The 23,781-nt window shown below is 73.9% G+C and carries 19 protein-coding genes and 1 pseudogene; 8 read left to right on the forward strand and 12 right to left on the reverse strand.

Features of this window, described 5'->3' with window-relative positions; all coding sequences use genetic code 11:
* Positions 1–58 precede the first annotated feature (58 nt).
* Both J4557_RS35870 and J4557_RS35875 read left to right on the forward strand, forming a co-directional pair.
* A complete protein-coding gene (locus tag J4557_RS35870; RefSeq protein ID WP_208271245.1) occupies positions 59–808 on the forward strand; it encodes a GntR family transcriptional regulator in 750 nt (249 codons plus the stop codon).
* A gap of 1 nt (position 809) precedes the next feature.
* Positions 810–1,364 (forward strand): NUDIX domain-containing protein, encoded by a 555-nt coding sequence (locus tag J4557_RS35875; protein WP_307800403.1) that lies wholly within the window; start codon positions 810–812, stop codon positions 1,362–1,364.
* 52 nt (positions 1,365–1,416) lie between these two features.
* On the opposite strand, the gene J4557_RS35880 is transcribed toward J4557_RS35875, so the two are convergent.
* The 3 genes from J4557_RS35880 to J4557_RS35890 all read right to left on the reverse strand — a co-directional run bounded on the left by J4557_RS35880 (position 1,417) and on the right by J4557_RS35890 (position 4,873).
* Positions 1,417–2,469 carry a HAMP domain-containing sensor histidine kinase gene (locus J4557_RS35880; RefSeq protein ID WP_243776898.1) on the reverse strand — a complete coding sequence of 351 codons (1,053 nt, stop codon included), beginning with the start codon at positions 2,467–2,469 and terminating at the stop codon, positions 1,417–1,419.
* The gene (locus tag J4557_RS35885) at positions 2,466–3,149 is read right to left on the reverse strand and encodes a response regulator transcription factor (RefSeq protein ID WP_208271246.1); all 684 of its coding nucleotides are present in this window, start codon (positions 3,147–3,149) and stop codon (positions 2,466–2,468) included. The genes J4557_RS35880 and J4557_RS35885 overlap by 4 nt, the downstream gene beginning before the upstream one ends.
* A 254-nt stretch (positions 3,150–3,403) precedes the next feature.
* On the reverse strand, positions 3,404–4,873 hold the full coding sequence (locus tag J4557_RS35890; RefSeq protein ID WP_208271247.1) for a glutamate-cysteine ligase family protein: 1,470 nt from the start codon (positions 4,871–4,873) through the stop codon (positions 3,404–3,406).
* A 150-nt stretch (positions 4,874–5,023) separates the two neighbouring features.
* On the opposite strand from J4557_RS35890, the gene J4557_RS35895 reads away from it, so the two are divergent.
* Complete coding sequence (locus J4557_RS35895; RefSeq protein WP_208271248.1) at positions 5,024–6,397, forward strand: sensor histidine kinase; 1,374 nt, start codon at positions 5,024–5,026, stop codon at positions 6,395–6,397.
* A 107-nt stretch (positions 6,398–6,504) separates the two neighbouring features.
* Here the strand turns inward: J4557_RS35895 and J4557_RS35900 are convergent, their stop codons facing one another.
* The 3 genes from J4557_RS35900 to sigE form a co-directional block, all read right to left on the reverse strand.
* Positions 6,505–7,053 (reverse strand): YceI family protein, encoded by a 549-nt coding sequence (locus J4557_RS35900; protein ID WP_208271249.1) that lies wholly within the window; start codon positions 7,051–7,053, stop codon positions 6,505–6,507.
* Positions 7,054–7,214: 161 nt separating this feature from the next.
* Positions 7,215–8,030, reverse strand: coding sequence for an alpha/beta fold hydrolase (locus J4557_RS35905; protein ID WP_208271250.1), 816 nt, complete (start codon positions 8,028–8,030; stop codon positions 7,215–7,217).
* 95 nt (positions 8,031–8,125) lie between these two features.
* Positions 8,126–8,656, reverse strand: a complete 531-nt coding sequence (gene sigE, locus J4557_RS35910; RefSeq protein ID WP_190865485.1) for an RNA polymerase sigma factor SigE — start codon at positions 8,654–8,656, stop codon at positions 8,126–8,128.
* Positions 8,657–8,833: 177 nt separating this feature from the next.
* Between sigE and J4557_RS35915 the strand changes: the two genes are divergently transcribed.
* From J4557_RS35915 to J4557_RS35925, 3 genes are all read left to right on the forward strand, one after another.
* Positions 8,834–10,135, forward strand: a complete 1,302-nt coding sequence (locus tag J4557_RS35915; RefSeq protein WP_208271251.1) for an esterase-like activity of phytase family protein — start codon at positions 8,834–8,836, stop codon at positions 10,133–10,135.
* A gap of 193 nt (positions 10,136–10,328) precedes the next feature.
* A complete protein-coding gene (locus J4557_RS35920; RefSeq protein WP_208271252.1) occupies positions 10,329–11,903 on the forward strand; it encodes an acyl-CoA synthetase in 1,575 nt (524 codons plus the stop codon).
* A 111-nt stretch (positions 11,904–12,014) separates the two neighbouring features.
* The gene (locus tag J4557_RS35925; protein WP_208271253.1) at positions 12,015–13,661 is read left to right on the forward strand and encodes a serine/threonine-protein kinase; all 1,647 of its coding nucleotides are present in this window, start codon (positions 12,015–12,017) and stop codon (positions 13,659–13,661) included.
* On the opposite strand, the pseudogene rho reads toward J4557_RS35925, so the two are convergent.
* Both rho and J4557_RS51865 read right to left on the reverse strand, forming a co-directional pair.
* A pseudogene (gene rho / locus J4557_RS35930) lies at positions 13,658–14,752 on the reverse strand (transcription termination factor Rho); the annotation flags it as partial. The gene J4557_RS35925 and the pseudogene rho sit on opposite strands and share 4 nt — an antisense overlap.
* Before the next feature lie 559 nt (positions 14,753–15,311).
* Positions 15,312–16,073: a PEP/pyruvate-binding domain-containing protein gene (locus J4557_RS51865; RefSeq protein ID WP_208271255.1), complete on the reverse strand. Its 762-nt coding sequence runs from the start codon at positions 16,071–16,073 to the stop codon at positions 15,312–15,314.
* Between the two features lie 201 nt (positions 16,074–16,274).
* On the opposite strand from J4557_RS51865, the gene J4557_RS35940 reads away from it, so the two are divergent.
* Positions 16,275–17,036 carry an enoyl-CoA hydratase/isomerase family protein gene (locus tag J4557_RS35940; RefSeq protein ID WP_208271256.1) on the forward strand — a complete coding sequence of 254 codons (762 nt, stop codon included), beginning with the start codon at positions 16,275–16,277 and terminating at the stop codon, positions 17,034–17,036.
* An 88-nt stretch (positions 17,037–17,124) separates the two neighbouring features.
* Here J4557_RS35940 and J4557_RS35945 read toward each other — a convergent pair whose 3' ends face one another.
* The 3 genes from J4557_RS35945 to J4557_RS35955 form a co-directional block, all read right to left on the reverse strand.
* The gene (locus J4557_RS35945) at positions 17,125–18,003 is read right to left on the reverse strand and encodes a hypothetical protein (protein ID WP_208271257.1); all 879 of its coding nucleotides are present in this window, start codon (positions 18,001–18,003) and stop codon (positions 17,125–17,127) included.
* A 92-nt stretch (positions 18,004–18,095) separates the two neighbouring features.
* Entirely contained in the window at positions 18,096–18,740 is a 645-nt protein-coding gene (locus J4557_RS35950; RefSeq protein WP_208271258.1) for a LuxR C-terminal-related transcriptional regulator, read from the reverse strand.
* Complete coding sequence (locus J4557_RS35955; RefSeq protein ID WP_307800404.1) at positions 18,704–20,032, reverse strand: sensor histidine kinase; 1,329 nt, start codon at positions 20,030–20,032, stop codon at positions 18,704–18,706. Before J4557_RS35955 ends, J4557_RS35950 begins: the two co-directional genes overlap by 37 nt.
* A 196-nt stretch (positions 20,033–20,228) precedes the next feature.
* On the opposite strand from J4557_RS35955, the gene J4557_RS35960 reads away from it, so the two are divergent.
* A complete protein-coding gene (locus J4557_RS35960) occupies positions 20,229–22,436 on the forward strand; it encodes an MMPL family transporter (protein ID WP_208271259.1) in 2,208 nt (735 codons plus the stop codon).
* A gap of 16 nt (positions 22,437–22,452) precedes the next feature.
* Here J4557_RS35960 and J4557_RS35965 read toward each other — a convergent pair whose 3' ends face one another.
* The gene (locus tag J4557_RS35965; RefSeq protein WP_208271260.1) at positions 22,453–23,682 is read right to left on the reverse strand and encodes an RDD family protein; all 1,230 of its coding nucleotides are present in this window, start codon (positions 23,680–23,682) and stop codon (positions 22,453–22,455) included.
* Positions 23,683–23,781 lie beyond the last annotated feature (99 nt).

Below are 23,781 nucleotides of genomic sequence, written 5' to 3' on the forward strand. Positions count from 1 at the left end.
CCGAGTTCGGCAGAATGCCGCGGGAGGCCTCCCGGCAGGCAGCAGAGAAGGATCCGGTATGCCGCGTCCCCCCACCAAGGCCCAGGCGATCACCAGCGCGCTGGCCGCCCGCATCGTCGAGGGCGAGCTGGAACCCGGCGCCTGGCTGCCGTCCGAGCGCGACCTCGCCCGCGCGTTCGGCGCCGACCGCTCCACCGTCCGGCGCGCGCTGCGGATGCTCGCCGAGCAGGGCCTGGTCGAGGCCCGTCAGGGCACCGGCGTGCGGGTCCGGACGGCCCGGCCGGTGCGGCGCGCCGCGTCCGACATCACCCGGCAGGTCGGCGCGTGGCGCGGCTTCCACGTGTCCGCGCAGCGGGACGGCCGCCGCCCGTTCACCCGCACCACGGTCGCGGAGGTCGAGGCGGGCGAACGGATCGCGCGGCACCTGGACGTCCCGCCGGGGACGCGGGTGCTGGAACGCGCGCGCGTCCAGGGCGTCGAGGGCGAGCCGCCCGTGCAGACCGCCACCACCTGGGTGATCCTCGACATCGTCGACGAGATCCCGAGGCTGCGCGAGGTCGACACCGGGCCGGGCGGGATCTACTCGCGGCTCGAGGAGGCCGGGCACCGCATCGCCTTCGAGGAGAGCGTCACCTGCCGGCTGCCCCGCGCGGAGGAGCAGGAGACGCTGCGGATCGGCCCCGAGCAGCCCGTCCTCACGCTGTGGCGGCGCGGCACCGACGAGGACGGCCGCGTCGTCGAGGTCACCCACCGCGTCGTGGTGGGCGACCGCCACGAGCTCGTGTACCGCTACGGCCCTGGAGCCTGACGTGACAGAGAACGAGGAGCCCGCCGTCCGCCGCGTCGGCTCGCGGGTGGTCTACGAGAACCCGTGGATGCTCGTCCGCGAGGACGAGGTCGAGCGGCTCGACGGCTCGCGCGGCATCTACGGCATCATCGACAAACCGGACTTCGCGCTGGTCATCCCCGTCGAGGGCGACGGGTTCCACATGGTGGAGGAGTTCCGGTACCCGATCGGGAGGCGCACCTGGAGCTTCCCGCAGGGCTCGCTGCCGGACCGGCGGCGCGCCGAACCCGAGGAGCTGGCCCGCCTCGAACTCGCCCAGGAGACCGGCCTGCGCGCCGGCACCCTCACCCACCTCGGCCACCTGCACTGCTCGCACGGGACGAGCGGCCAGGGCTTCGACGTCTTCCTCGCCACCGACCTGAAGGCGGGCGAGGCCGACCGCGAACCCGAGGAGCAGGACATGCGGCAGCGCCTCGTCCCGCGCGCCGAGTTCGCCGAGATGATCCGCGACGGCCGCATCACCGACGACTCCACGGTGGCCGCCTACACCCTCCTCACCCTCCACGAACACCGCTGACTCCCGGCGAGCCGCCGCCATCGCCGGCCGCATGACGGCGGCTCGCCGCAGGTCAACGCGGAGGGCCGGGGAGGGCGACGCGGATCCGGCAGCCCCTGTCCGTGTCGAGGACGGTGATGTCGCCGCCGTGCAGCTCCGTCGCCCAGTGCGCGATGGCGAGACCGAGGCCCGTCCCGCCGCCCGGCGTCCCCGCGCGGGGGCCGTTCGCCGCGCCGCGCGAGAAGCGCTCGAACACCCGCGCCCGCTCCTCCGGCGGGATGCCCGGCCCCTCATCGGCGACCTCGACGACCAGCGCGCCGGGCACCGGCCCCGGACGCGCCGTCACCGTCACCGGACGGCCCGCCGGGCCGTGCTTCGCCGCGTTGTCCAGCAGGTTCGCGACGACCTGGTGCAGCCGGTCCCGGTCGGCGGTCGCGCGCAGGCCCGGCGGGACGTCCGCCTCGAACAGCGCGTCCGGGTGGCCCGCCGCGGCCTCCGCCGCCACGTCGCCGATGAACGCCGCCACGTCCAGCTCGTCCAGGTCGAGCGGCGCCGCGCCCGCCTCCACCCGCGACAGGTCCAGCAGCTGCGTGACGAGGCGGCCGAGCCGCTCGGTCTGGTCGAGCGCCGACTCCAGGACGTCCGGCGTCGCGGGCGTGACGCCGTCCGCGACGTTCTCCAGCACCGCCCGCAGCGCGCTGATCGGCGTCCGCAGCTCGTGCGACACGTTCGCGACGAACTCGCGGCGCTGCCGGTCCACCTCGGCGAGGTCGGCGGCCATCCGGTTGAACGCCTGCGCCAGCTCGCCGACCTCGTCCCGGGACGTGGCCCGCACCCGGCGGCTGTAGTCGCCGCGCGCCATCGCGCGCGCCGCCGCCGTCATCTCCCGCAGCGGCGCCGTCATCCCGTGCGCGAGGAGCTGGATCACCACCAGCGAGATCAGCACCCCGACCGGCATCGTCTGCCGCGCCCGGAACCCCAGCGGGTACCCCCACAGCACGATGAGGACCGCGACGCACGCCGTCACCACCACGACGACGCCGAACTTCATCTTGATGGACCGCAGCGGGTCCAGCGGCCGCGGCCACCTCGTCCACAGCCTGTGGAAAACCTTCGCCTCCATCATCGCGCGGCCTCCAGGCTGTAGCCGACGCCGTGGACCGTGCGGATGAGCCCCTGCCCGAGCTTGCGGCGCAGCGCCTTCACGTGGCTGTCGACGACCCGCGTCCCGGACGCGTCCGCCCAGTCCCACACCTGCTCCAGCAGGACCGCGCGGGTGAGCACCGCGCCCCGGTTCCGGACCAGGCACGCGAGCAGGTCGAACTCCGTCGGCGTCAGGTGCACCTCGCGGCCGTCCCGCCGCACCCGCCGCGTCCGCGGGTCCACCTCCACCGGCCCGGCGCGCATCGGCCCGTGCCCCGCCGCGTCCACCCCGGGCCGCTCGACGCGCCGCAGCACCGCCCGGATCCGCGCCACCAGCTCCCGCATGCTGAACGGCTTCGTCACGTAGTCGTCGGCGCCGACGCCGAGCCCGACCAGCAGGTCCGTCTCGTCGTCACGGGCCGTCAGCATCAGCACCGGCACCGCGCGCTCCGCCTGGACGCGCCGGCACACCTCCAGGCCGTCGAACCCGGGGAGCATCACGTCCAGCACGACGAGGTGCGGGCCGAACGCGCGGGCCCGCTCCACGGCGGACGGGCCGTCCGCCGCCGTGTCCACCGCGAACCCCTCGGCGGCCAGGCGGTCCGCCACAGCCCGCGCGATCGTCGGCTCGTCCTCCACCACCAGAATCCGCGTCTCGCTCACACGCGCACTCTAAGCACACCGAACGCGCACACCGTGCCGGACATGTGCAGATTCTGTGTCGACCCAGGGGGGCGACCCCCTGGAACCCCCGTCACGACGGACGGGCTGTTTCGCGCTCCGCTGGCGCTCCGCGCGAAACAGCCCGTCCGTCGTCGGGCGTGCCCGCTGCGCTCGCTGGCGCTCGCTCCGCGTGCCCGCCCGTGGGGCGGCTGAGGTTCAGGCGTGCCGGTGCCGGGGGTCCGTCCTGGGGGCGGTCACCATTCGTGGACGGGGGCGTTGGTGCGCATGTTCTCGACGTAGCGGCGGGTCATGAGGCGGAGGGCCTCGTGGCGGGGGGCGGCGGTGGACTCCTCGATGGCGTCGACGGTGGCGATCTGCCAGGCGGCGCCGGTCCGGCCGGTGACGCAGCGGCGCTCGATGATGCCGAGGAGCCGGTCGCGGCGGGACGGGTCGACGCCCCAGCGGTCGAGGCCCTCGTGGGCGAGGGGGAGCAGGGTGCGGAGGATGAGCTCGGCGGCGGGGACCTCGCCGACGCCGGGCCAGTAGAGGGTGGCGTCGATGCCGTCGCGGGCGGCGCGGTGCAGGTTCTCCTCGGCGGTGTTGAACGACATCCGCGACCAGACGGGGCGGTCCTGCTCGGCGAGCATGCGGACGACGCCGTAGTAGAACGCGCCGTTGGCGACGACGTCGGCGACGGACGGTCCGGCGGGCAGGACGCGGTTCTCGATGCGCAGGTGGGGGCGGCCCTTGACGACGGCGTAGATGGGGCGGTTCCAGCGGTAGATGGTGCCGTTGTGCAGGGTCAGCTCGCCGAGTTCGGGGATGCCGCCCTCGTCGAGGACGGTGGCCGGGTCCTCGTCGTCGCAGAGCGGGAGCAGCGACGGGAAGTAGCGGGTGTTCTCCTCGAACAGGTCGAACACGGAGGTGATCCAGCGTTCGCCGAACCAGACGCGGGGCCGGACGCCCTGGGACTTCAGCTCGTCGGGGCGGGTGTCGGTGGCCTGCTCGAACAGGGTGATGCGGGTCTCGTGCCAGAGGCGGTGCCCGAACAGGAAGGGGGAGTTGGCGGCCATCGCGACCTGCGCGCCGGCGACGGCCTGGGCGGCGTTCCAGTAGGCGCCGAACTGGTCGGGGCTGACCTGGAGGTGGAACTGGACGCTGGTACAGGCGGCTTCGGGGAGGATCGTGTCGGTGTGCATGCGCAGCGGTTCGGGGCCGTCGATGGCGATGTGCATCTCCTCGCCGCGCGCGCGGAAGATCTGGTCGTTGAGCATCTTGTAGCGGGCGTTGGCGGAGAGGGTCTCCTCGCCGATGTCGCTGCGCCGCAGGGTCGGGAGCACGCCGATCATGACGAGTTCGCCGCCGACCTCGCCGGCCCGGTGCTCGGCGTGCTCCAGGTGGTCGCGGACCTCGGTCTCCAGTGCGCCGGTCCCCTCTCCGCCGAGTTCCCGCGGCGGGATGTTGATCTCGAGGTTGAACTGGCCCAGCTCGGTGGCCCAGGCCGGGTCGGCGATGGCCTTGAGCACGTCGGCGTTGCGCATCAGGGGGTCGCCGAGCTCGTCGATCAGGTTGAGCTCGATCTCCAGGCCGATGTGCGGGCGTTCGAAGTCGAACTGGGATTCGCCGAGCATGCGGGCCAGTACGTCCAGGCATCTGCGGACCTTGTCGCGGTAGCGCCGGCGGTCCTCGCCGCTGATGGTGACCGAAGCCACGTCCCTGCCCATGTGTCCGTCCCTGTGCTTCGGAGGAACCGTCATAAAACGGGATGTCCCGGCTAGGGGGGTGGAAAACCCTGATGATGATTTCGGCCCACGTTTAGTGACTGGCCGGTAACCGGTTCCGGCGACCCGGTATCCCGTGACACTCTGTGACGCATGCGGATGCGCCCCCGGTCGATCAGGGCCAGGGACACCGTCGTCGCCGCCGTCATCGCGGCGCTCGTCTGGGGCGTCAGCGCCGTCGGCGTCGACCTCGCCGTCCGCACGATCGTCCGGGACGACCTGCTCCAGCGCACCCAGGTGGACGCGCGGCGGGTCAGCGGCGGCGTCCGGGACGGCACGCTGCGCGGCCCGATCCCCGACGCCGGCGGCGGCCGCGTCCTGGTGCAGGTCGTCGCGCCGGGCGGCCGCGTCCGGGAGGCCACGCCCGCCGCCGCGGGACGCCCGCCGGTCAGCCGGCTCTGGCCGTCCCCGGGCCTGCGGGTGCGGGACTTCACCGAGTGCCACGGGAACTGGCCGCACCGGCGCTGCCTCGTCGCGGAGGCGATCCGCGCCACCACCGCGCCCGACTCGGTCGTGGTGTACGCGGCCGCGCCGATGCCCTCCTACCTGGTGAACGGGCTGCTGGAGGGGCTGCTCGCGGCCGGGGTGGCGGCCCTCGCCGGGATCGCCGCCCGGATCACCTGGCGGGTCGTCGGCCGGACGCTCGGCCCCGTCGAGGCGATCCGCGCCCAGCTCGCCGAGATCAGCGCGACGGATCTGAGCCGCCGGGTGCCCGAGCCGCCCGGCGAGGACGAGATCGCGCAGCTCGCCCGCACCGCGAACGCGACCCTCGACCGGCTGGAGGCGGCGGTCGGGCGGCAGCGGCAGTTCGCCTCGGACGCCTCGCACGAGCTGCGCACCCCGATCGCGGGGCTGCGCGCCAACCTCGAGGACGCCTCGATGCACCCCGAGGACAACGACCTGCCCGCCGTCGTCGAGCAGGCGCTGCACGACACCGACCGGCTGGAGTCGATCGTCACCGACCTGCTGCTGCTCGCCCGCATCGGGACGGGCGGGACCGTCGCGCAGGAGCCGATCGACCTGTCCGCGCTGGCCGGCGCGGAGATCGGCCGCCGCACGTTCCAGGTGAAGATCGAGAAGGAGCTCGCGCACGGCGTGACGGTGCGGGGCGTGCGGATGCAGCTCGTCCGGCTGCTGGGGAACCTGCTGGACAACGCCGAGCGGTACGCCGACCAGGTCATCGCCGTGGAGGCGGTGCGCGACGGCGACCACGTGCTGCTCACCGTGACCGACGACGGCGTCGGCATCGCGGCCGCGGACCGCGAGCGGGTCTTCGAGCGGTTCACCCGGCTGGACACCGCGCGCAGCCGCGGCGCGGGCGGCACGGGGCTGGGGCTGGCCATCGCCCGGGAGATCGCGGAGGCGCACGGCGGCACGTTGCGCGTCGAGGACGACCCGCGCGGCGCCCGCGGCGCCCGCGGCGCCCGCTTCGCCCTCCGCCTCCCGCTGGCCTCGCCCGCCGAATGACCGGGCCCCGGCCGGGCCGTGGAAAGCGGAAAGGGCCGTCCACGGGGCGAGGACGGCCCTTTCCGGTGGGCGCCCGTGCGGGGCGGGCGCCCTGGGAGGATGGTTCGTCAGGCGCGGACGGCCTGGATCTCCAGCGCGAGGTTGACCTTGTCGCCCAGCAGGGCGCCCTCGCCCTTCAGCGGGACGTTGAACTCGATGCCCCAGTCCTTGCGGTTGATCGTGGTCTCGGCGGAGAACCCGGCGCGCGTGCCGCCCCACGGGTCCTCGGCGACACCGTTGAACTCGACCGTCAGGGTGACCGGGCGGGTGACGCCCTTGATCGTGAGGTCGCCGTCCAGGTAGTACTCGCCGCCCTCGGCGCGCACGCCCTTGGTGTTGAAGGTCATGGTCGGGTGGTTCTCGACGTCCAGCACGTCCGCGGTGCGCACGTGGGCGTCGCGGTCGGCGTTGCGGGTGTCGAGGGAGGCCACCTTGATCTCGGCGTGCGCGCTCGAGCCGGCGAGGTCGTCGGCGATCTGCACGGAGCCGGAGAACTCGGTGAACGAGCCGCGCACCTTGGACATCAGGTGGCGGATGGTGAAGGTGACCTCGGAGTGGACCGGGTCGATGTTCCAGGTGCCGGCGGTCAGGCCCGGGGCGAGGGTGGCGATGCTCATCGGTGACTCCAGTGGGACGTAGGTGCTTGAAACTTCAACGACTAGCCCGGAGGTTAGTTGAAGGCTCAAACACATGTCAACCGCCCCTTGTTCCCGCCGCGCGCGAACGGGCGGAACGCCGGTTCGGGACCCCGGGCACCGGGGCGCGGCGGGGCGGGCCCCTAGGTGGCAGCGGTCTCCGGGCGGGCGCCGAGGAGCGGGTGGGCGCTGCCGTCCAGCAGGACGCGGGCGACCTGCGGCGGGTCGTCGGACATGGGGACGTGGCCGCAGCCCTCCAGCCAGACGAACCGGGCGTGCGGGAGGCTGCGCTGGGCCCGGACGGCCTGGCTGCGCAGCAGCAGGCGGTCCTTGGTGCCCCACGCGATCGTGACCGGGACGTCCGCGCAGGAGCCGGCGAACCGGGTGGCGCGGCCCGCGCGGAGCGTCGGCTCGAACCCGGCGGCGTCGCGCATGGCGCGGGCATCGCCGGTGAGGGCCTCCAGGTCCATCAGGTCCGGACGGCCGTAGATCATGCCGAACATGGCGGCGCGGCGGCGCGGGGAACGGGCCAGCCGGGCCAGGACGGCGTCGGGGACGCGGGCGCCGAGCCGGGACGCGCGCAGCACCGAGGACGCGTAGCGCAGCTCGGCGGCGTTGAAGAAGCCGGCGGGCGACAGCACCGTGGCGGAGCTGACCAGGCCGCGGTCGGCGGCCTCCAGGGCGAACAGGCCGCCGAGCGAGTTGCCGGCGATGTGCGGGCGGTCGAGGCCGATGTCGGCGAACGCCTCGGCGAGGACGGAGAGGGCGGAGTCGAGCGTGTAGGGGACGCCGTCGGGGAGGGGCGGGGACTCGCCGAAGCCGGGCAGGTCGACGGCGATGACGTCGCGTTCCGCGGCGAGCAGGTCCAGGACGGGGGACCAGCCCTGCCGGCGGTGGCCGATACCGTGCAGGAGGACCAGCGGCGGGCCTTCGCCGCGGCGGTCGAAGACGATGTCCACGGGCCGAGGGTAGGCCGAAGTTACTCACTGGTCACTAGTGACGCTCGTCACGCGCGCCGCCGCGCACGGGCGGGGACGGCAAGGGGCGGTGGGGGTCAGCCCGGCGCGACCTCGGCGGGGCGGCGGTGCTCCAGCGCGTTGCGCAGCTGGGCCCGGCCCCGGTGGATGCGGGAGCGGACGGTGCCGAGCTTCACCCCGAGGGACGCGGCGATCTCCTCGTAGGTGAGGCCCTCGATGTCGCACAGCACGACGGCGGCGCGGTACTCGGGGGCGAGGCCGTCCAGGGCCTTCTGGATGTCGGCGTCGAGGTGGCGCTCGTCGTAGGACTGGGCGGGGCTCGGCTCGCGGCCCTGGAGCCGCTCGGCGGCGTCGTCGGCGAGCGCGTCGAAGCGGATGCGCTGCTTGCGGCGGGCGCGGTCGAGGAAGAGGTTGGTGGTGATGCGGTGCAGCCAGCCCTCGAACGTGCCGGGGCTGTAGGACGACAGCGAGCGGAAGACCCGGATGAAGACGTCCTGGGTCAGGTCCTCGGCGTCGTGCCGGTTGCCCGTAAGGCGGTACGCCAGCCGGAACACCCTTGTGGAGTGCTCGGTGACGATCTCCTCCCACGTCGGAGGAGTCCACGCCATCGTGCCTGCGCTCACCACGACCCCCGTCTGATACGAAATCGTTACGGCCAAGCATGCCGGTACCCAGATAAGACCGGTGTAAGAAGCTTCCGGCGTGGCCGGATCCGGCGGTCCGGCGATCCTGCCCTTCACCTGGGGATCATCGCCCGGACACCCGCGGGCTCTACGGTCCCGGCTGTGACAGATCGCTCATTTCCTTACCGGACGCTCATCGCCGGCCTCGCCCTCGCGGCCGGCCCCGCCGCCCTGCTCGCCCCCGGGACCGCGCTCGCCGCGTCCCACCCGTCCTACGGGAGCGCGACGCTCCCGCGGATCCCGCTCGCGCGGTTCCAGAACGGGCTGCTGCCGGGCAGCGTCGCCGACGACCACGGGGTGGCGCTCGGCGGGATCGGCAGCGACCTGTTCCACGAGCAGGGCGCCCCGCGCGACGAGTTCTGGGCGATCACCGACCGCGGCCCGAACGGCACGGTCACGGTGGACGGCGGGGACCGCGTGACGTTCCCCGTCCCCTCGTTCGACCCGACGATCGTGAAGCTGCGGGTCCGCAAGGGCACGATCGAGATCACCCGGGCGCTGCCGATCACGAACGCGCAGGGCCGCCCGGTGACGGGACTGCCGAACGTCGAGGGCCGCGAGTCGGCGCCGTACACCGTCGACGGGAGGACGCGGCTGGCCTACGACGCCGACGGCATCGACTCCGAGGGGCTCGTCCGGACGAGGGACGGCGACTTCTGGGTGGCGGAGGAGTACGGCCCGTCACTGCTGCACCTGGACCGCCGCGGACGCGTCGTCGAGCGGTACGTCCCGCAAGGGTGGACCGGGAAGCCCGGTTACCCAGTGAAAGCGGTGCTGCCGTCAATCCTGAACAAGAGGACCGAGAACCGTGGCTTCGAGGGCCTGACCGTATCTCCGGACGGTAAGTCCCTGTACGTCGCGGTGCAGAGCCCGCTGTCGAATCCGGACAAGAACGCCTCCAAGAAGTCGCGGATCGCCCGCGTGTTCCGGTTCGACCTCCGGAAGGGGAGCGTGACCGGCGAGTACGCGTACCGGTTCGAGGACGTGTGCGCGTTCGACCCGTCCGGCTGCGGCGACCAGAAGGAGATGAAGATCTCCGCGCTGACCGCCGTGAACGACCACGAGCTGCTGGTGGACGAGCGGACCGACAACGTCGCGCGGATCTACCGGGTCGACCTGCGCAAGGCCACCGACATCCTCGGCATGCGCTGGGACGACGAGCGGACGACGCCGTCCCTGGAGCAGTCCGAGTCGGGCATCGCGCCGCTGCCGAAGACCCTGGCCGCGGACCTCGGGAAGGTCGCGGGCATCCCCGGCAAGATCGAGGGCGTGGCGCTCGCCGACCGCCGCACGCTGGCGGTCGTCAACGACAACGACTTCGGGCTCGGCACGTTCGGCCCGGACGGCCGGCTGGTCGACAGCGGCGTCCCGACGAAGCTGACCTACGTCCCGCTGCCGCGCTGACCGGACGCGCCGGGCGGACCGCCGAGCGGACCCCTGAGCGGACCGCTGAGGGCACGCGCCGGGCGGACCGCTGAGGGGGCGCGCGCCGTGTGACCGAACTCATTGGACTCGATGACAACAGCCATTGAGCCGATCGCGGGTCGCCGAGGATGATCGGAGGCGTCCCACCCACCCCGACATCCGAGGACGTGGCATGGCGCGCAGCTACAACCTGGCCGATCTGCTCGAGATCCTGGCGGAGGCGGGGCCCGAGCGCCCCGCCCTCGTCGCCGGCGGCGAGCGGCGCACGTACGCGCAGCTCGACGAGCGGGCGAGCAGGGTCGGCCACCATCTCGCCGCCGCGGGCGTCCAGGCCGGGGAGCACGTCGCGATCCTCGCCTACAACCGGGCGGAGTGGGTCGAGGCGATGATCGGCGCGTTCAAGATCCGCGCGGTGCCGATCCCGGTGAACTACCGGTACGTCGCCGGGGAGCTGCACCACGTCCTGTCCGACTCCGACTCCGTCGCGCTCATCGGGGAGCGGTCGCTGCTGGAGAAGGTGGAGGAGATCCGCGGCGACCTGCCGAAGCTGCGGCACGTCGTCGTCCTGGAGGACGGCTCGTCCGCGGACATCCCGGACGCCGTCGGGTACGAGGGGGCGCTCGCGGCCGCCGCGTCCGGCAACGACTTCCCGGAGCGCTCCAGCGACGACCGCTACATCATGTACACCGGCGGCACCACCGGCTACCCCAAGGGCGTCGAGTGGCGCTGCGAGGACATCTTCTTCGGCGCGCTCGGCGGCGGCAACGTCCTCGGCGACCCCATCACCAGCCCCGAGGCGATCGCCGCGAACGCCGAGCAGCCGCCGATGGCCGTGCTCGACTGCGCGCCCGTCATGCACGGCGCCGGCCAGTGGGTCGCGTTCATGGGCCTGTTCAGCGGGGCGAAGGTCGTCCTCTACACCGACCACGCCTTCGACGCCGGGACGGCGCTGACGCTCCTCGCCGAGGAGCAGGCGAACGTGATGATGCTGGTCGGGGACGTGATGGCCCGCCCGGTCGCCAAGGCCGTCGCGACCGGGGCGTACGACACGTCGTCGCTGATGGCGATCGCGTCCGGCGGCGCGCCGCTGACCGAGGGCGCGAAGGCGGCCCTGCGCGAGCACCTGCCGACCATCATGTTCCTGGACAACTACGGCGCGTCCGAGACCGGCGCGTGCGGGCCGTCGGTGGACGCGAAGGAGGGCACCGCCAGGTTCATGATGCGGCCCGGCATCACCGTCCTGGACGACGACCTGAAGGTGGTCGGGCCCGGCCAGATCGGCAGGCTCGCGCGCAGCGGCCACATCCCGATCGGCTACTACAACGACCCGGCGAAGACCGCGTCGACGTTCTTCACCGACGCCGACGGCACCCGCTGGTCGATCCCCGGCGACTTCGCGAGCCTGGAGGAGGACGGCACGATCACGCTGCTCGGCCGCGGCTCCCTCATGATCAACACCGGTGGCGAGAAGGTCTACCCGGAGGAGGTCGAGGTCGCGCTGAAGGACCACCCGGACGTGGAGGACGCGGTCGTCGTGGGCCTGCCGGACGAGCGGTTCGGGCAGCGCGTCGCGGCCGTCGTCGCACCGCGCCCCGGCGCGACGGTCACGCTGGAAGGGCTGACCGAGCACTGCCGCGGCCGCCTCGCCGGCTACAAGCTGCCCCGCGAGGTGAAGGTGGTCGGCGAGGTGCAGCGCACCGCCGTCGGGAAGTCCGACTACAAGTGGGCCAGGTCCGTCTTCGCCTGATCCGCGCCGGTCGCGGCCGGCCGCCGCAACCAGCGACGCGCCGGAAAGCGGTCAAGAAAGAATTGATGGCGCGGGGGCGTGCGGCGCCGGTTCCGGGCGCATAACGACCCCATGGACGGGGACCGGCCGAGACCGCTCGCGCGGCGGTACCGGCTGCTCTCCGTGGTCGGCCGCGGCGGCATGGGCACCGTCTGGCGCGCCTACGACGAGATGCTGGACCGGGACGTGGCGGTCAAGGAGGTCCGCCTGCCCGGCCGCATCACCGAGGCCGAGCGCCGGGCGCTGTGCCGGCGGCTGCTCGCCGAGGCGCGGGCGACCGCCGCGCTCCGCCATCCCGGCGTCGCCGCCGTCCACGACGTCCTCGTCGAGGACGGCCGCCCGTGGATCGTGATGGAGTTCCTGCCGTCGTGCTCGCTGAACCGTCTGATCGGCGAGGGCGGCCCGCTCGGCGTGCGGCGGACGGCGCGGATCGGCGCGGCGGTGCTGTCGGTGCTGCGCGCCGCGCACGAGGCGGGCATCCTGCACCGCGACGTGAAGCCGAGCAACGTCCTGGTCTGCGACGACGGCCGGGTCCTGCTCACCGACTTCGGGCTGGCGCTGCACACCGACCGGGGCCGCGGCGCCGACGGGACGCTGCAGGCCGAGACGATGGCGGCGGGCATCGAGGGGTCGCCCGCCTACCTCGCGCCGGAACGGGTGCACGGGCTGCCGAGCGTCGAGGCGTCCGACCTGTGGTCGCTCGGCGTGACGCTCTACACCGCCGTCGAGGGGTTCTCGCCGTTCCTGCGCTGCCACGCGCTCGCGTCGATGGTCGCGGTGCTGCTCGGCGACCACCCGCGGCCCGTCCGCGCGGGGGCGCTCACCCCGGTCATCGAGGGGCTGCTGCGGGAGCGGCCCGAGGACCGGCTGTCCGCCGAGGCGGCGGCCCGGATGCTCCAGGAGATCGCGGACGCCGAACCGGCGGGCGCGACGGCCGCCTTCCTGGCCCCCGTCCCGAAGCCGGGCCGGCCGGCGCCGGCGCCGTCCCGGCCCGGCGGGCGCCCGGCCGGCGTGGACGGCCGGGGCGGCGTGGACGGCTGGGACGATGCGGACGGCGGGGTGCGCGCCCGGCGGGCGCTGCGGGTCCCGGTGCCGGTCGGGCGGCGGCTGCGGCCCGGTGCCGTGCTGAGCGTCGCGCTCCTCGCGGTCGTGGCCGCGGGGGTCGGGACGTGGACGGCCCGGTGGAACTCCGTCGGGAAGAGCGACTCGGTGGCGCTGCGTCCGGCCGCGGGCGTCGAGGCGAAGATGGTGAAGTACACCGAGGAGGGCGCCTACTCGGTGCGCGTTCCGGCCGGCTGGCAGAGCGAGCGGCGCGACGACGTCATGGAGTGGGAGGACGAGGCCACCGGGCGGGGGCTGCGCATCTCCCCGGCGACGGGCGAGCCGCTGGACGGGCTGCGCGCGGCCGAGCGGCGGGCCGAGGCGAGGCACCTGTATCCCGGGTACCGCCGGCTGCGGCTGGAGGCCGCGCCGGAACTCGGCGACGGCGCCGCGGAATGGGAGTTCGTCTGGAACGGCGGCGGACATAGCGGCGCACAAGGCGGTGGGCAGGGCGGGAGACAGGGCGGCGGGCAAGGCGGGGGACAGGGCGGGGAGCACGTGCTGTGCAGCCGCGCCGCCGGATACGAGTTCTGCTTCCACGCGCCCGAACCGCACTGGACGCCGGCGCAGCGGCTCTACGACCGCGTCTTCAGAACGTTCAGGCCGCCGAAGGGCTAGAGGCTCTTCTGGAGGCGGAGCAGGAACTCGGCGTTCGACGAGGTGCCCTTCATCTTCTCCAGCAGCTGCTCGATCGCCTGCTGCCTCTCCAGGCCCTGCAGGGCGCGGCGCAGCCGCCAGGTGAGCGCGAGCTCCTCGGGCGACATCAGCAGCTCGTCGCGGCGGGTGCCGGACGCCTCGATGTCGACGGCGGGGAACACCCGCCGGTCCGCGAGGCCCCGGTCGAGCTTCAGCTCCATGTTGCCGGTGCCCTTGTACTCCTCGAAGAACACGTCGTCCATCCGGGAGCCGGTCTCCACCAGCGCTGTCGCGAGGATGGTCAGCGACCCGCCGTTCTCGATGTTGCGGGCGGCGCCGAAGAACTTCTTGGGCGGGTAGATCGCGGTGGTCGCGACGCCGCCGGCGAGGATGCGGCTGCTGGACGGCGCGGCGAGGTTGTAGGCGCGGCCCAGCCGGGTGATCGAGTCGAGCAGCATCACCACGTCGTGGCCCTGCTCGACGAGCCGCTTGGCGCGCTCGACGGCCAGCTCGGCGAGGGCGGTGTGCTCCTGCGCGGGCCGGTCGAACGTCGAGTGGATCACCTCGCCGCGGACCGTCCGCTGCATGTCGGTGACCTCTTCGGGGCGCTCGTCGATGAGCACCACCATGAGGTGCACCTCGGGGTTGTTCGTGCTGATGGCGTGCGCGAGGGCCTGCAGCACCATCGTCTTGCCGACCTTCGGCGGCGACACGATCAGACCGCGCTGCCCCTTGCCGATCGGCGCCACCAGGTCGATGACGCGGGTCGCGAGGGGGCCGGTGTCGAGGCGCAGCCGCTCGTCCGGGAACAGCGGGGTCAGCTTGGCGAACTCGGGGCGGCCGGCGGCCTGCTCGGGCGGCAGCCCGTTCACCGACTCGACGGTGGCGAGCGCGCCGAACTTCTCCCGGCCGCTCTTCGGCGGGCGGGCGGTGCCGGCGATGGCGTCGCCGGGCCGCAGGTCGTACGTCTTGACCTGTGCGAGCGACACGTGCACGTCGTCGTTGCCCGGCAGGTAGCCGGACGTGCGGACGAACGCGTGCTTGTCCTGGACGGAGAGGATGCCGTGGAACGGCACGGCCGGCTGGTCGTCGGCGGCGGGCCGCCTCGCCTGCTGCTGCGCGCCCTTGCGCGCGGCCGGGACGGCGTGCGCCCGGCTCTCGGCGGGGCGGCGCTCCGAAGTCAGAGTGGGAGTGGACATACGGGTCCCTTCTCAGGGCGGCGCGGTGAACGCCGCGCCCCCTGGAGTCGAATCCCGCGTACGGCGGCGGAACCCGCGGCGCGTACGCGAGGAGAATGCGAGAAATGCAGCTCGGTTCACCGGGCTGACGTCGGCTCCCTTGTGCGACGGTCCGGGACGCTCGTCGGCGCGTCCGGACGGGGGATCACCGGGCGCTCAGATGGCCCGGGCGGGGAAGAAGTGCGCCTCAACCGCGGATCGCGGGAAATCAAAGGCGCTGCCTCGACATTACAGCACCGGAGGCCGTCTGTGCATTCCCCAAGGTCATCGATGTGGTCCTTCTCCTCGGGCGGCGCCGTGTCGCACGGGGCCGCCACGGCGGACACGGCCGGTGCGGGCCGCAGGGCGGATCCGCCGGCGGGCCGGCCGGCGGATCACCTGGCGGGGCGGCGGGTCAGCTGGCGGGGCGGCGGGCGCGGGGCAGGGTCAGGGACGACAGCGGGCGCGTCTGGAGCAGCCAGAGGGCGCCCTCGCGGTCGAACCCGAACTCGATCTCCTGCGGGCCGCCGAACAGGGCCGCCGCGCGCGCGGCCAGCTTGACCAGTGCCCGGAGCTGCGGCGGGGAGAGCGGCTCCCCGTCCGGCGCGCCGGTGTCGCGTTTCGTGCTCACGACCTTGCCGCGCCGGTTGAGCGCGTAGGTCGTGGCGGCCTGGTTGTCGCGGAGCGCGCGCGGGCCGCCCGGCGCGGCGGAGACGATCACCCGTTCGGTGCCGCTCTCCAGCGGGTCGGCGCCGAACAGCATGCCGCCCGTCACCAGTTCCAGCTGCGGCTGGACGAGGATCGCGGCGGTCGCGGGCCCGGTGGCGGAGGCCGCCACGCCCTTCACGGCCTTGAGGAACTCCGGCCAGCCCTTGACGTCCAGGGCGGACACGTACCGGCCCGGGGCGCCCTCCTCGTGCGTGGACGAGGACCGGACCGCGAGGGCTCGGGCGCCGTTCCCGCTGAGGCGGGCCCATGCCTTCCGCAGCTCGCCGGTGTTCCGGTAGCCCTCGCCGCGCGGGAAGCACTGCACGGGGATCACGAAGCCGGGCGGCACCGGCAGCCCGTGGCGCGCCGCGCGCGAGAGGTCGGACGCCTTCGCGCCGGCCATGTCGGGGGCGGCTGCCAGGGGGTCGTCCAGGTTGATCGTCCAGAAGGCGTGCGCGCTCTGCTGCACCACGAGCTCCGTTTCGGGTCGGAGTGACCCTTCATGTTCCATAATCCGGCGGGCATCGCAAGAATTCCTCCCTCACGCGGGGTGTTCCTAATCCATCCGGAAGGAGTATCCGCGGGGCGCCTCCGTCGTCCTCGGGGCGGAGGGGCGCCCGCCGCGCCGGGTCCGTACGATGATGCCGCTGGTGGAGCGGTAGGGAGGACCATGGGCGGCGGGTTGCGGTGCGAGGTCGCGGGCGGGGTGGGGACGATCACCATCGACCGCCCGGAGAAGCGGAACGCCATGTCGGCGGACATGTGGCGGGCCCTGCCCGGCATCCTGGACGGCCTGGAGGGCGACTCCGGCGTCCGGGTCGTGGTGCTGACCGGCGCGGGCGGGAACTTCTGCGCCGGCGCCGACATCGCGGAGCTGACCGACATCCACCGGGACGACGACTCGCACCTGTCGACGGTCGCCGAGCGCGCCCTCGCCGCGTTCCCGAAGCCGACGCTGGCCGCGATCGAGGGGTTCTGCGTCGGCGGCGGCTGCCAGCTCGCGGCGGCGTGCGACCTGCGGTTCGCGGCGCCGGGCGCCCGGTTCGGGATCACCCCCGCCAAGCTCGGCATCGTCTACCCGGCCGCGGCGACGGCCCGGCTCGTCCGCCTCGTCGGCCCGTCCGCCGCGAAGTACCTGCTGTACTCGGCCGATCTCGTCGACGCCGACCACGCGCTGCGGATCGGGCTGCTGAACGAGATCGCCGCCGACCTCCCGGCGCGGGTCGCGGCCTTCGCCGAGACCCTCGCGTCCCGCTCGCTGCTGACCCAGCAGGCGACCAAGGACATCGTGGACGCCATCGCCGCGGACGGCCCGGTCGAGGAGAAGGCCCGGGGGTGGCTGGAGGAGGTCGCGGCGCGCGGCGAGGTCGCCGAGGGCATCGCGGCTTTCCTCGAACGCCGCCCGCCCCGCTTCACCTGGACCGCGAACTAGATCGCCCGGGCCCGGTCACGTAGCGAGCCGCCAGGCGAGCGAAGTGGACCGCCGGGCGAGCGAAATGAACCGGGACTTTGAAACACGGCTAGGACGCGTCGAGGAGGCGGGCGGCCGGGAGCCGGCGCAGCCGGGCGGCCGCGCGGGACGGGTCGTCCAGGAGCCCGGCGGTCTCCGGGAGGCGCAGCTCCGCCAGCGGCAGCACGCCGCACAGCAGGTCCCCGGACGTCCGGACGATCAGCAGGGGCCCGATCTGCGCGGTGGCCCGCGCGGCGCCGCGCAGCGCGTCCAGCAGCGCCGCCGCCTCGGCGGTGGCGGCGCCGCGGCCCGGGCGGAGCGCGGCGAGCAGCTCGATGAAGTCGCGCTCCAGGCCGCGGGGGCTGCGGCCGGACAGGTAGAGGCGGTCGCCGTCCGCCAGCTCGCACCACAGCCCGTACCGTTCGAGGAACCGCTCGAACGGGCCGGCCAGCGCGGCGCGGGCCGCGCCGGGCGCGGCGGTGAGGGACGCGGCGACGAGGTCGGCGGGCTCCGCGCCGAGCGACGCGGCGACGGCCTGGTCGAGCCGGGCGACCAGGTGCGCGCGGAGCGCGGCGACGTCCGCGGCGAGCCGTTCGAGGTCCGCCTTCTGGCGGTTCAGCCGCTCGTTGACCTCCGGCACCATCCGGTCGTTGATCTGCGTGACCAGCGAGCCGATCCGGTCGTCGGTCTCGCGCAGCGACTCCGCCAGCCGGTCCTGCCCGGCGGCGAGCGGCGCGAGCTCCGCGGTCCGCTCGGCGGTGAGCCGCTCCAGCCGCTCGCCCTGCGCGGAGCGGAACCGCTCCAGCTCGTCGCGGGTGTCCTTGAGCGCGGTGAGCTGGGTGCGGATGTCGGCGATCTCCGGCGCGCCGGCCCGGCGCCTGCGGTCGAACGCCAGGTAGAGCTCGCGGCCCGCGATCGCCAGGCAGAGCAGGACAAGGATCACCTTCATCGCGCCCTCCCAAGGGCCCACTTCGCCCGAGCAACATATTTCACCGCGCGGGGACCCGGGAAGCCCGCCGAGCACGCGGCTCGGGGCCGGGGTCAGTGGTTGAGGTAGGCCAGGACGGCGAGGACGCGGCGGTTCGTGTCGTCGGTGACGGGAAGATCGAGCTTGGCGAAGATGTTCGCGGTGTGCTTGGTGACGGCGCGCTCGGTCACCACCAGCCGCTCCGCGATCGCCGCGTTCGAGCGGCCCTGCGCCATCAGCTCCAGCACCTCCGTCTCGCGGGGGGTGAGCCGGCTCAGCGGGGTGTCGCGGGTGCCGCTGGCGACCAGCCGGGAGATCACCTCGGGGTCCATCGCGGTGCCGCCTCCGGCGACCCGGCGGACCGCGTCGACGAACTGGGCGGTGTCGAACACCCGGTCCTTCAGCAGGTAGCCGATGCCGCCGGTGCCGTCGGCGAGCAGCTCCCGGGCGTACAGCTGCTCGACGTACTGCGACAGCACCAGCACCGGAAGGCCCGGGATCCGGCGGCGCGCCTCCAGCGCCGCCTGGAGGCCCTCGTCGGTGAAGGACGGCGGCAGGCGCACGTCGACCACCGCCACGTCCGGGCGGTGGTCGATCAGTGCCTTCAGCAGCGAGGGCCCGTTGTCGACGGCGTCGGCGATCTCGAAGCCGTGCGTCTCCAGGAGGCTGACGAGGCCCTCCCTCAGGAGGGCGAGGTCTTCGGCGAGGACAACGCGCACGGCAGCTCCAGCGTGACGATGGTCGGGCCGCCCACCGGGGAGTTGAGGGCGAGCACGCCGTCGAATGTACCGATCCTGCGCTCGATCCCGCGCAGCCCGGTGCCGCCGTCGAGGGACGCGCCGCCGTGCCCGTCGTCGGTGACGGTGATGCGCAGCATGCCCCGCTCGTACCGCATGTCGACCCAGACGCGGGACGCGCCGGAGTGCTTGGCCGCGTTGGTGAGGATCTCCGACACCGCGAAGTAGGCGGCGGACTCGACCGGCGGCTCGGGGCGGGCCGGCAGGTCGGCGGTGACCTCGACGTGCAGCGGGTGGTCGAGCGCGAGCGCCTTCACCGCGTCGGCGACGCCGCGGTCGGCGAGCACCGGCGGGTGGATGCCGCGGACGAGGTCGCGCAGCTCGTGCAGCGCCTTCGCGGACGACTCGCGGGTCTGCGCCAGCAGGATCCGCGCCTTCTCCGGGTCCTTGTCGAGCAGGTGCTCGATGGCGCCGAGGCTCATGCCCATCGCGACGAGCCGGGCCTGCGCGCCGTCGTGCAGGTCCCGCTCGATGCGGCGCAGCTCGGCGGCGGAGGCGTCCACCGCGTCGGAGCGGGTCTCGGTGAGGTGCCGGACGCGCAGCGCGAGCCGGGACTTCTCGGTCGGGCCGAGGACGGCCGTGCCCCACCGCCCGTACACCCGCATCATCACCGGGCCGAGCAGGTGACCGGCGACGACGCACAGGGTGGCGACGACCAGCGTCGAGCCGACCCGTCCGGCGTCGCGGCCGTAGCCGTCGGTGACGTGGACGTAGGCGTACCAGTCGCTGCCGCCGTAGTGGCCGATCATGTCGCCGGCGAACGCCGCGACGGCGTACCCCCACAGCCCGTACAGGATGAGCAGGCCGGGCAGCGCGGCGGTGAACAGCGCGACGAACGGGTCGGCGGCCACCCACAGGTAGTCCCGCCAGGTGGCGGGGTCGCGGGCCAGCGCCAGGAAGCGGTGCACCGCGCCCATGACCCCGGGCTCGGGCGCGGGCTCGGGGAGGTAGGGCCGCTCGATCCGGTTGCCCGTCCAGCGCTCGATCTTGTCGCGGTACACGTCGAGCTGCTTGCGCAGCGCCATCGTCGCGGACGGGAACAGCAGGATCCCCACGAAGCTCGAGATCAGCGAGACGACCGTGATGAACCACAGGCCCACGAAGGTCGCCGGGATGCCCAGGAACCACAGCCCGAGCCCGCGCCAGGGCGTCCTGAGCCACCGCTGCCAGGGGGCCTCGCTCACCGGCCGCTCGTTCACCGCGTGCTCGTTCACCGTGTTCCTCCGGTCGTCGCCTGCCGTCGTGCGTCCAGTCTCCGGCCGGCGTCCGTCCAGCACAGTGTGCCCGCAACCCGGACCCGGGGTGTACCCAGATACACCCCGGGACGGTGTTCAGGGCCATGTCGGCGGGCCCGCCTCCCCTATTGGCTTCTTGGTGTCACCCCGCACCGACGACCCCCAGGGGACTCCCATGAGAAGGAACCTCGCCGCCGCGCTCGGCGGCTGGAGCGCGCGGCACCGGATGGCGGCCGTCCTCGGCTGGCTGCTGTTCGTCGTCCTGGCCTCGGTGCTGGGCGGCGCGGCGGGCCAGACCACGATGGCCGAGCACGAGCAGGGCGCCGGACGGTCGGCGCACGCCGAGAAGATCATCGACGACGCGGGCATCGACGACCCCGACTCGGAGACCGTGCTGGTCACCGGGCCGGCGGGCGCGCCGGAGACGCTCCGGGCCGTCGCGGCGGTCCGGGCCGGCGTCCAGGCGACCGGGAAGATCACGGACCTGCGGCCGGACACGGTCGCCCGGGACCGGCGGCACGTGATCGTCCAGTTCACGCTGAAGGAGGTGCCGGACGGCGCGCCCGACCCGCTGCCCGCGATCGAGGACGCGGTCGCGAAGGCGCAGCGCGACAACCCGGCGGTGACGATCGGCGAGTTCGGCGGGGCGACGGCGGACGCGTGGTTCGACAACGCGCTCGGCAAGGACTTCGCGCGCGCCGAGATGACCGCGGTGCCGCTGGCGATCGGGATCCTGCTCGTCGCGTTCGGCGCGCTGCTCGCGGCCGTCCTGCCGGTGGTGCTCGCGTTCACCGCCTACCTCGCGGCGGGCGGGCTGCTGGCCGTCGCCAGCCACGCGGTGCACGTGGACGACACGACGAACTCGGTGATGCTGCTGATGGGCCTCGCCGTCGGCGTCGACTACTGCCTGTTCTACCTGCAGCGCGAGCGCGAGGAGCGGCGCCGCGGCCGGGACCGGGAGACCGCGCTCGCGATCGCGGCGGCCACCTCGGGACGGTCCGTGCTGGTCTCCGGCATCACCGTCATGATCGCGATGTCCGGGATGTTCCTGTCCGGGCTGCTGCTGTTCAAGGGGTTCGCGGTCGCGACGATCCTGGTCGTGTGCATCGCGATGCTCGGCTCGGTGACGGTGCTGCCCGCGCTGCTGTCGCTGCTCGGCGACAAGGTGGAGTTCGGGCGGATCCGGCTGCCGCGCCGGCGCGGGACGGGCCGCCGCGGTGAGCGCGCCGGTCGCCGCGGCGAGCGCGCCGGGGTCGTGGGGACGCTGCTCAAGCCCGTCCTGGCGCGTCCCGGGATCGCGGCGGTGCTGTCGGCGGGGCTGCTGCTGGCGCTGGCGGCGCCCGCGCTCGGCATGAAGACCGCGAAGCTCGGCATCGACCAGCAGATCCCGCCCGGCGAGCCGATCGCGCGGACCTACACGGAGCTGAACAAGGCGTTCCCCGGCAACCCGGCGCCCGCGAACGTCGTGGTGAAGGCCCGCGACATCGACGCCCCGCAGGTGAAGGCGGCGATCGGCGAGCTGAAGCGGCGCGCCCTCGCGTCCGACGAGATGAACGCGCCGATCGAGGTGACCGTGCACCGGAAGGCGAACGTCGCGGAGATCGAGGTGCCGCTCGCCGGCTCGGGGTCGGACGCCGCCTCGAAGCACGCGCTGCGGACGCTGCGGGACACGATCGTCCCGCAGACCGTGGGACGGGTCGCGGACGCGCCGGTGAGCGGGCAGCTCGCCTGGTCCACCGACTACAACGCCCAGCTCAAGGACGCGATCGTGCCGGTGTTCCTGTTCGTCATGGGCGTCACGTTCCTGCTCATGCTGGTGTTCTTCCGGTCCCCCGCCATCGCGCTGACCGCGATCGCGCTCAACCTGCTGTCGGTCGGCGCCGCGTACGGGGTGATGGTCGCGGTGTTCCAGCACGGCTGGGGGGACTCGCTGGTCGGGACGCGGGGCGCGGGCGCGCTGGAGTCGTGGATCCCGCTGTTCGTGTTCGTGGTGCTGTTCGGGCTGTCGATGGACTACCACGTGTTCGTGGTGTCGCGGATCCGCGAGGCCCGGGACCGCGGGCTCGACACCGCCCGCGCGGTCGGCGAGGGCGTCCGCGCCACCGCCGGGGTCGTGACCAGCGCCGCCGTCATCATGGTCGCCACGTTCGCGATCTTCGGGACGCTGTCGATGCAGGACTTCAAGCAGCTCGGCGTGGGCCTGGCGGTGGCGGTGCTGATCGACGCGACCGTGGTCCGGATCGTGCTGCTCCCCGCCGTGATGGCGCTGCTCGGCCGCGCGAACTGGTACCTCCCGCGCTGGCTGGGGTGGCTGCCGCGGGTCTCGCACGGCGAGGCCGCGCCGGTCCCGTCCCCGGCGCCGCCCGCGGTCCCGGTTCCCTAGCCGTACTCGGCCGGCCCTAGCCGGGCGGCGGCTGCTGGTACGGCTGCCGGAACGCGTCGTCCGGCGCGGGATGGCCGTACGGAGGCTGCTGCGGCGGGAGCGACGGCTGCTGGGCCGGTTGCTGCGCCGGTGGGTGCGGGAAGCCCGGGTGCGGCGGGACCGGCGGGGGTGGCGGTAGGGCGGGCTGTGCCGGTTGCTCGACGGCACGGCCCGCTCTGCGCTCCTGATAGGCGTCGCGGAGGCGGCCGCCGAACCGCTTGCCCGCGTCCTGGACCTGCTGCGCGCGCTCGCTCGCCGCGACCTCGCGCAGCTTCCCTGCGGACTGCCGGCCGAGTTCCCGCAGCCGCTCGGCCCGCTCGGACTCGATCGCCTGCTGGACGCGCTCGTGCTGGGCGAGCCGCGCGGCGTTGTCGCGGGCGGTCTGGCCTACCACCTGCCCCGCGGCCTGGGCGCCGTCCCACGCGATGACGGCGCCCTGCCGGGCGGCCGCCGCGGCGCGCCGGTAGGCGCCGGCCCGCATGACGACCGTGCCGCCCACGAGGTCGGCGAGCGTGCGCCGCCGCCGGCCCGCGAGCGCGGGCAGGCTGTTCGCCAGGAAGGCGAGGACCGCGAGCGCCCACAGCAGGACGGCGAAGAAGAACAGGCCCTCCAGGAGGAGCACCCAGGCGAGCGCGTAGAGGCCGGTGCCCGACGCGGTCGTGATCAGCGCCCGGCGCATCGCGCGGCCCTTGCCCGGACCGGCCTCCGCGGAGGCGTGCCGGACCCGCAGGTCCATCGCGGCCTTCCCGGCCGTCCGCCCGGTCCAGGCCAGCCCGACGAACTGGTGGAGCAGTTCGGCGAGCACGAGCAGCAGCAGGGCCTGGTCGACGGTGCTGACGAACGTGCCCCACACGCCCGCGCCGAGCTCGCCCGCGGCCTTCTCCACGCTCCCGCCGGAGACCAGGAGCTCGAACCCCGCCGACAGCGCCTTGCGCGGCAGGTCCTCGGCGACGTAGGACTGCAGCCGCCCCCACGTCACGCCGGCGAGCAGCGCGGCCACACCGACCAGGATCCCGGCGTCGATCGACCAGGCCAGCAGCCGGCGGGCGCGGGGCGCCGACTCGCTCGCCGGTCCGGACGGCTCATGCGCCCCGTACGGCTCATACGGCGTGTACGGCGGCGGGGGCGGTGGTGGAGCCGGGTGCGCGGGGCCCTGGTACGGGCCGCGATAGGGCTCGGGGAACGGGGAGGGCGGAGGGCCGTGCACAGGGAACCCCTCTGGCTCGGTGGAGATCATCGCGATCCTAGGGACCGCGCTTCCCGGGCGCCATCGGATGACCGCGAGTTGCCAGCGGGAGGCGCCCGC

It is taken from the genome of Actinomadura nitritigenes (genome assembly GCF_017573545.1).
Classification (GTDB): Bacteria; Actinomycetota; Actinomycetes; order Streptosporangiales; family Streptosporangiaceae; genus Spirillospora; species Spirillospora nitritigenes.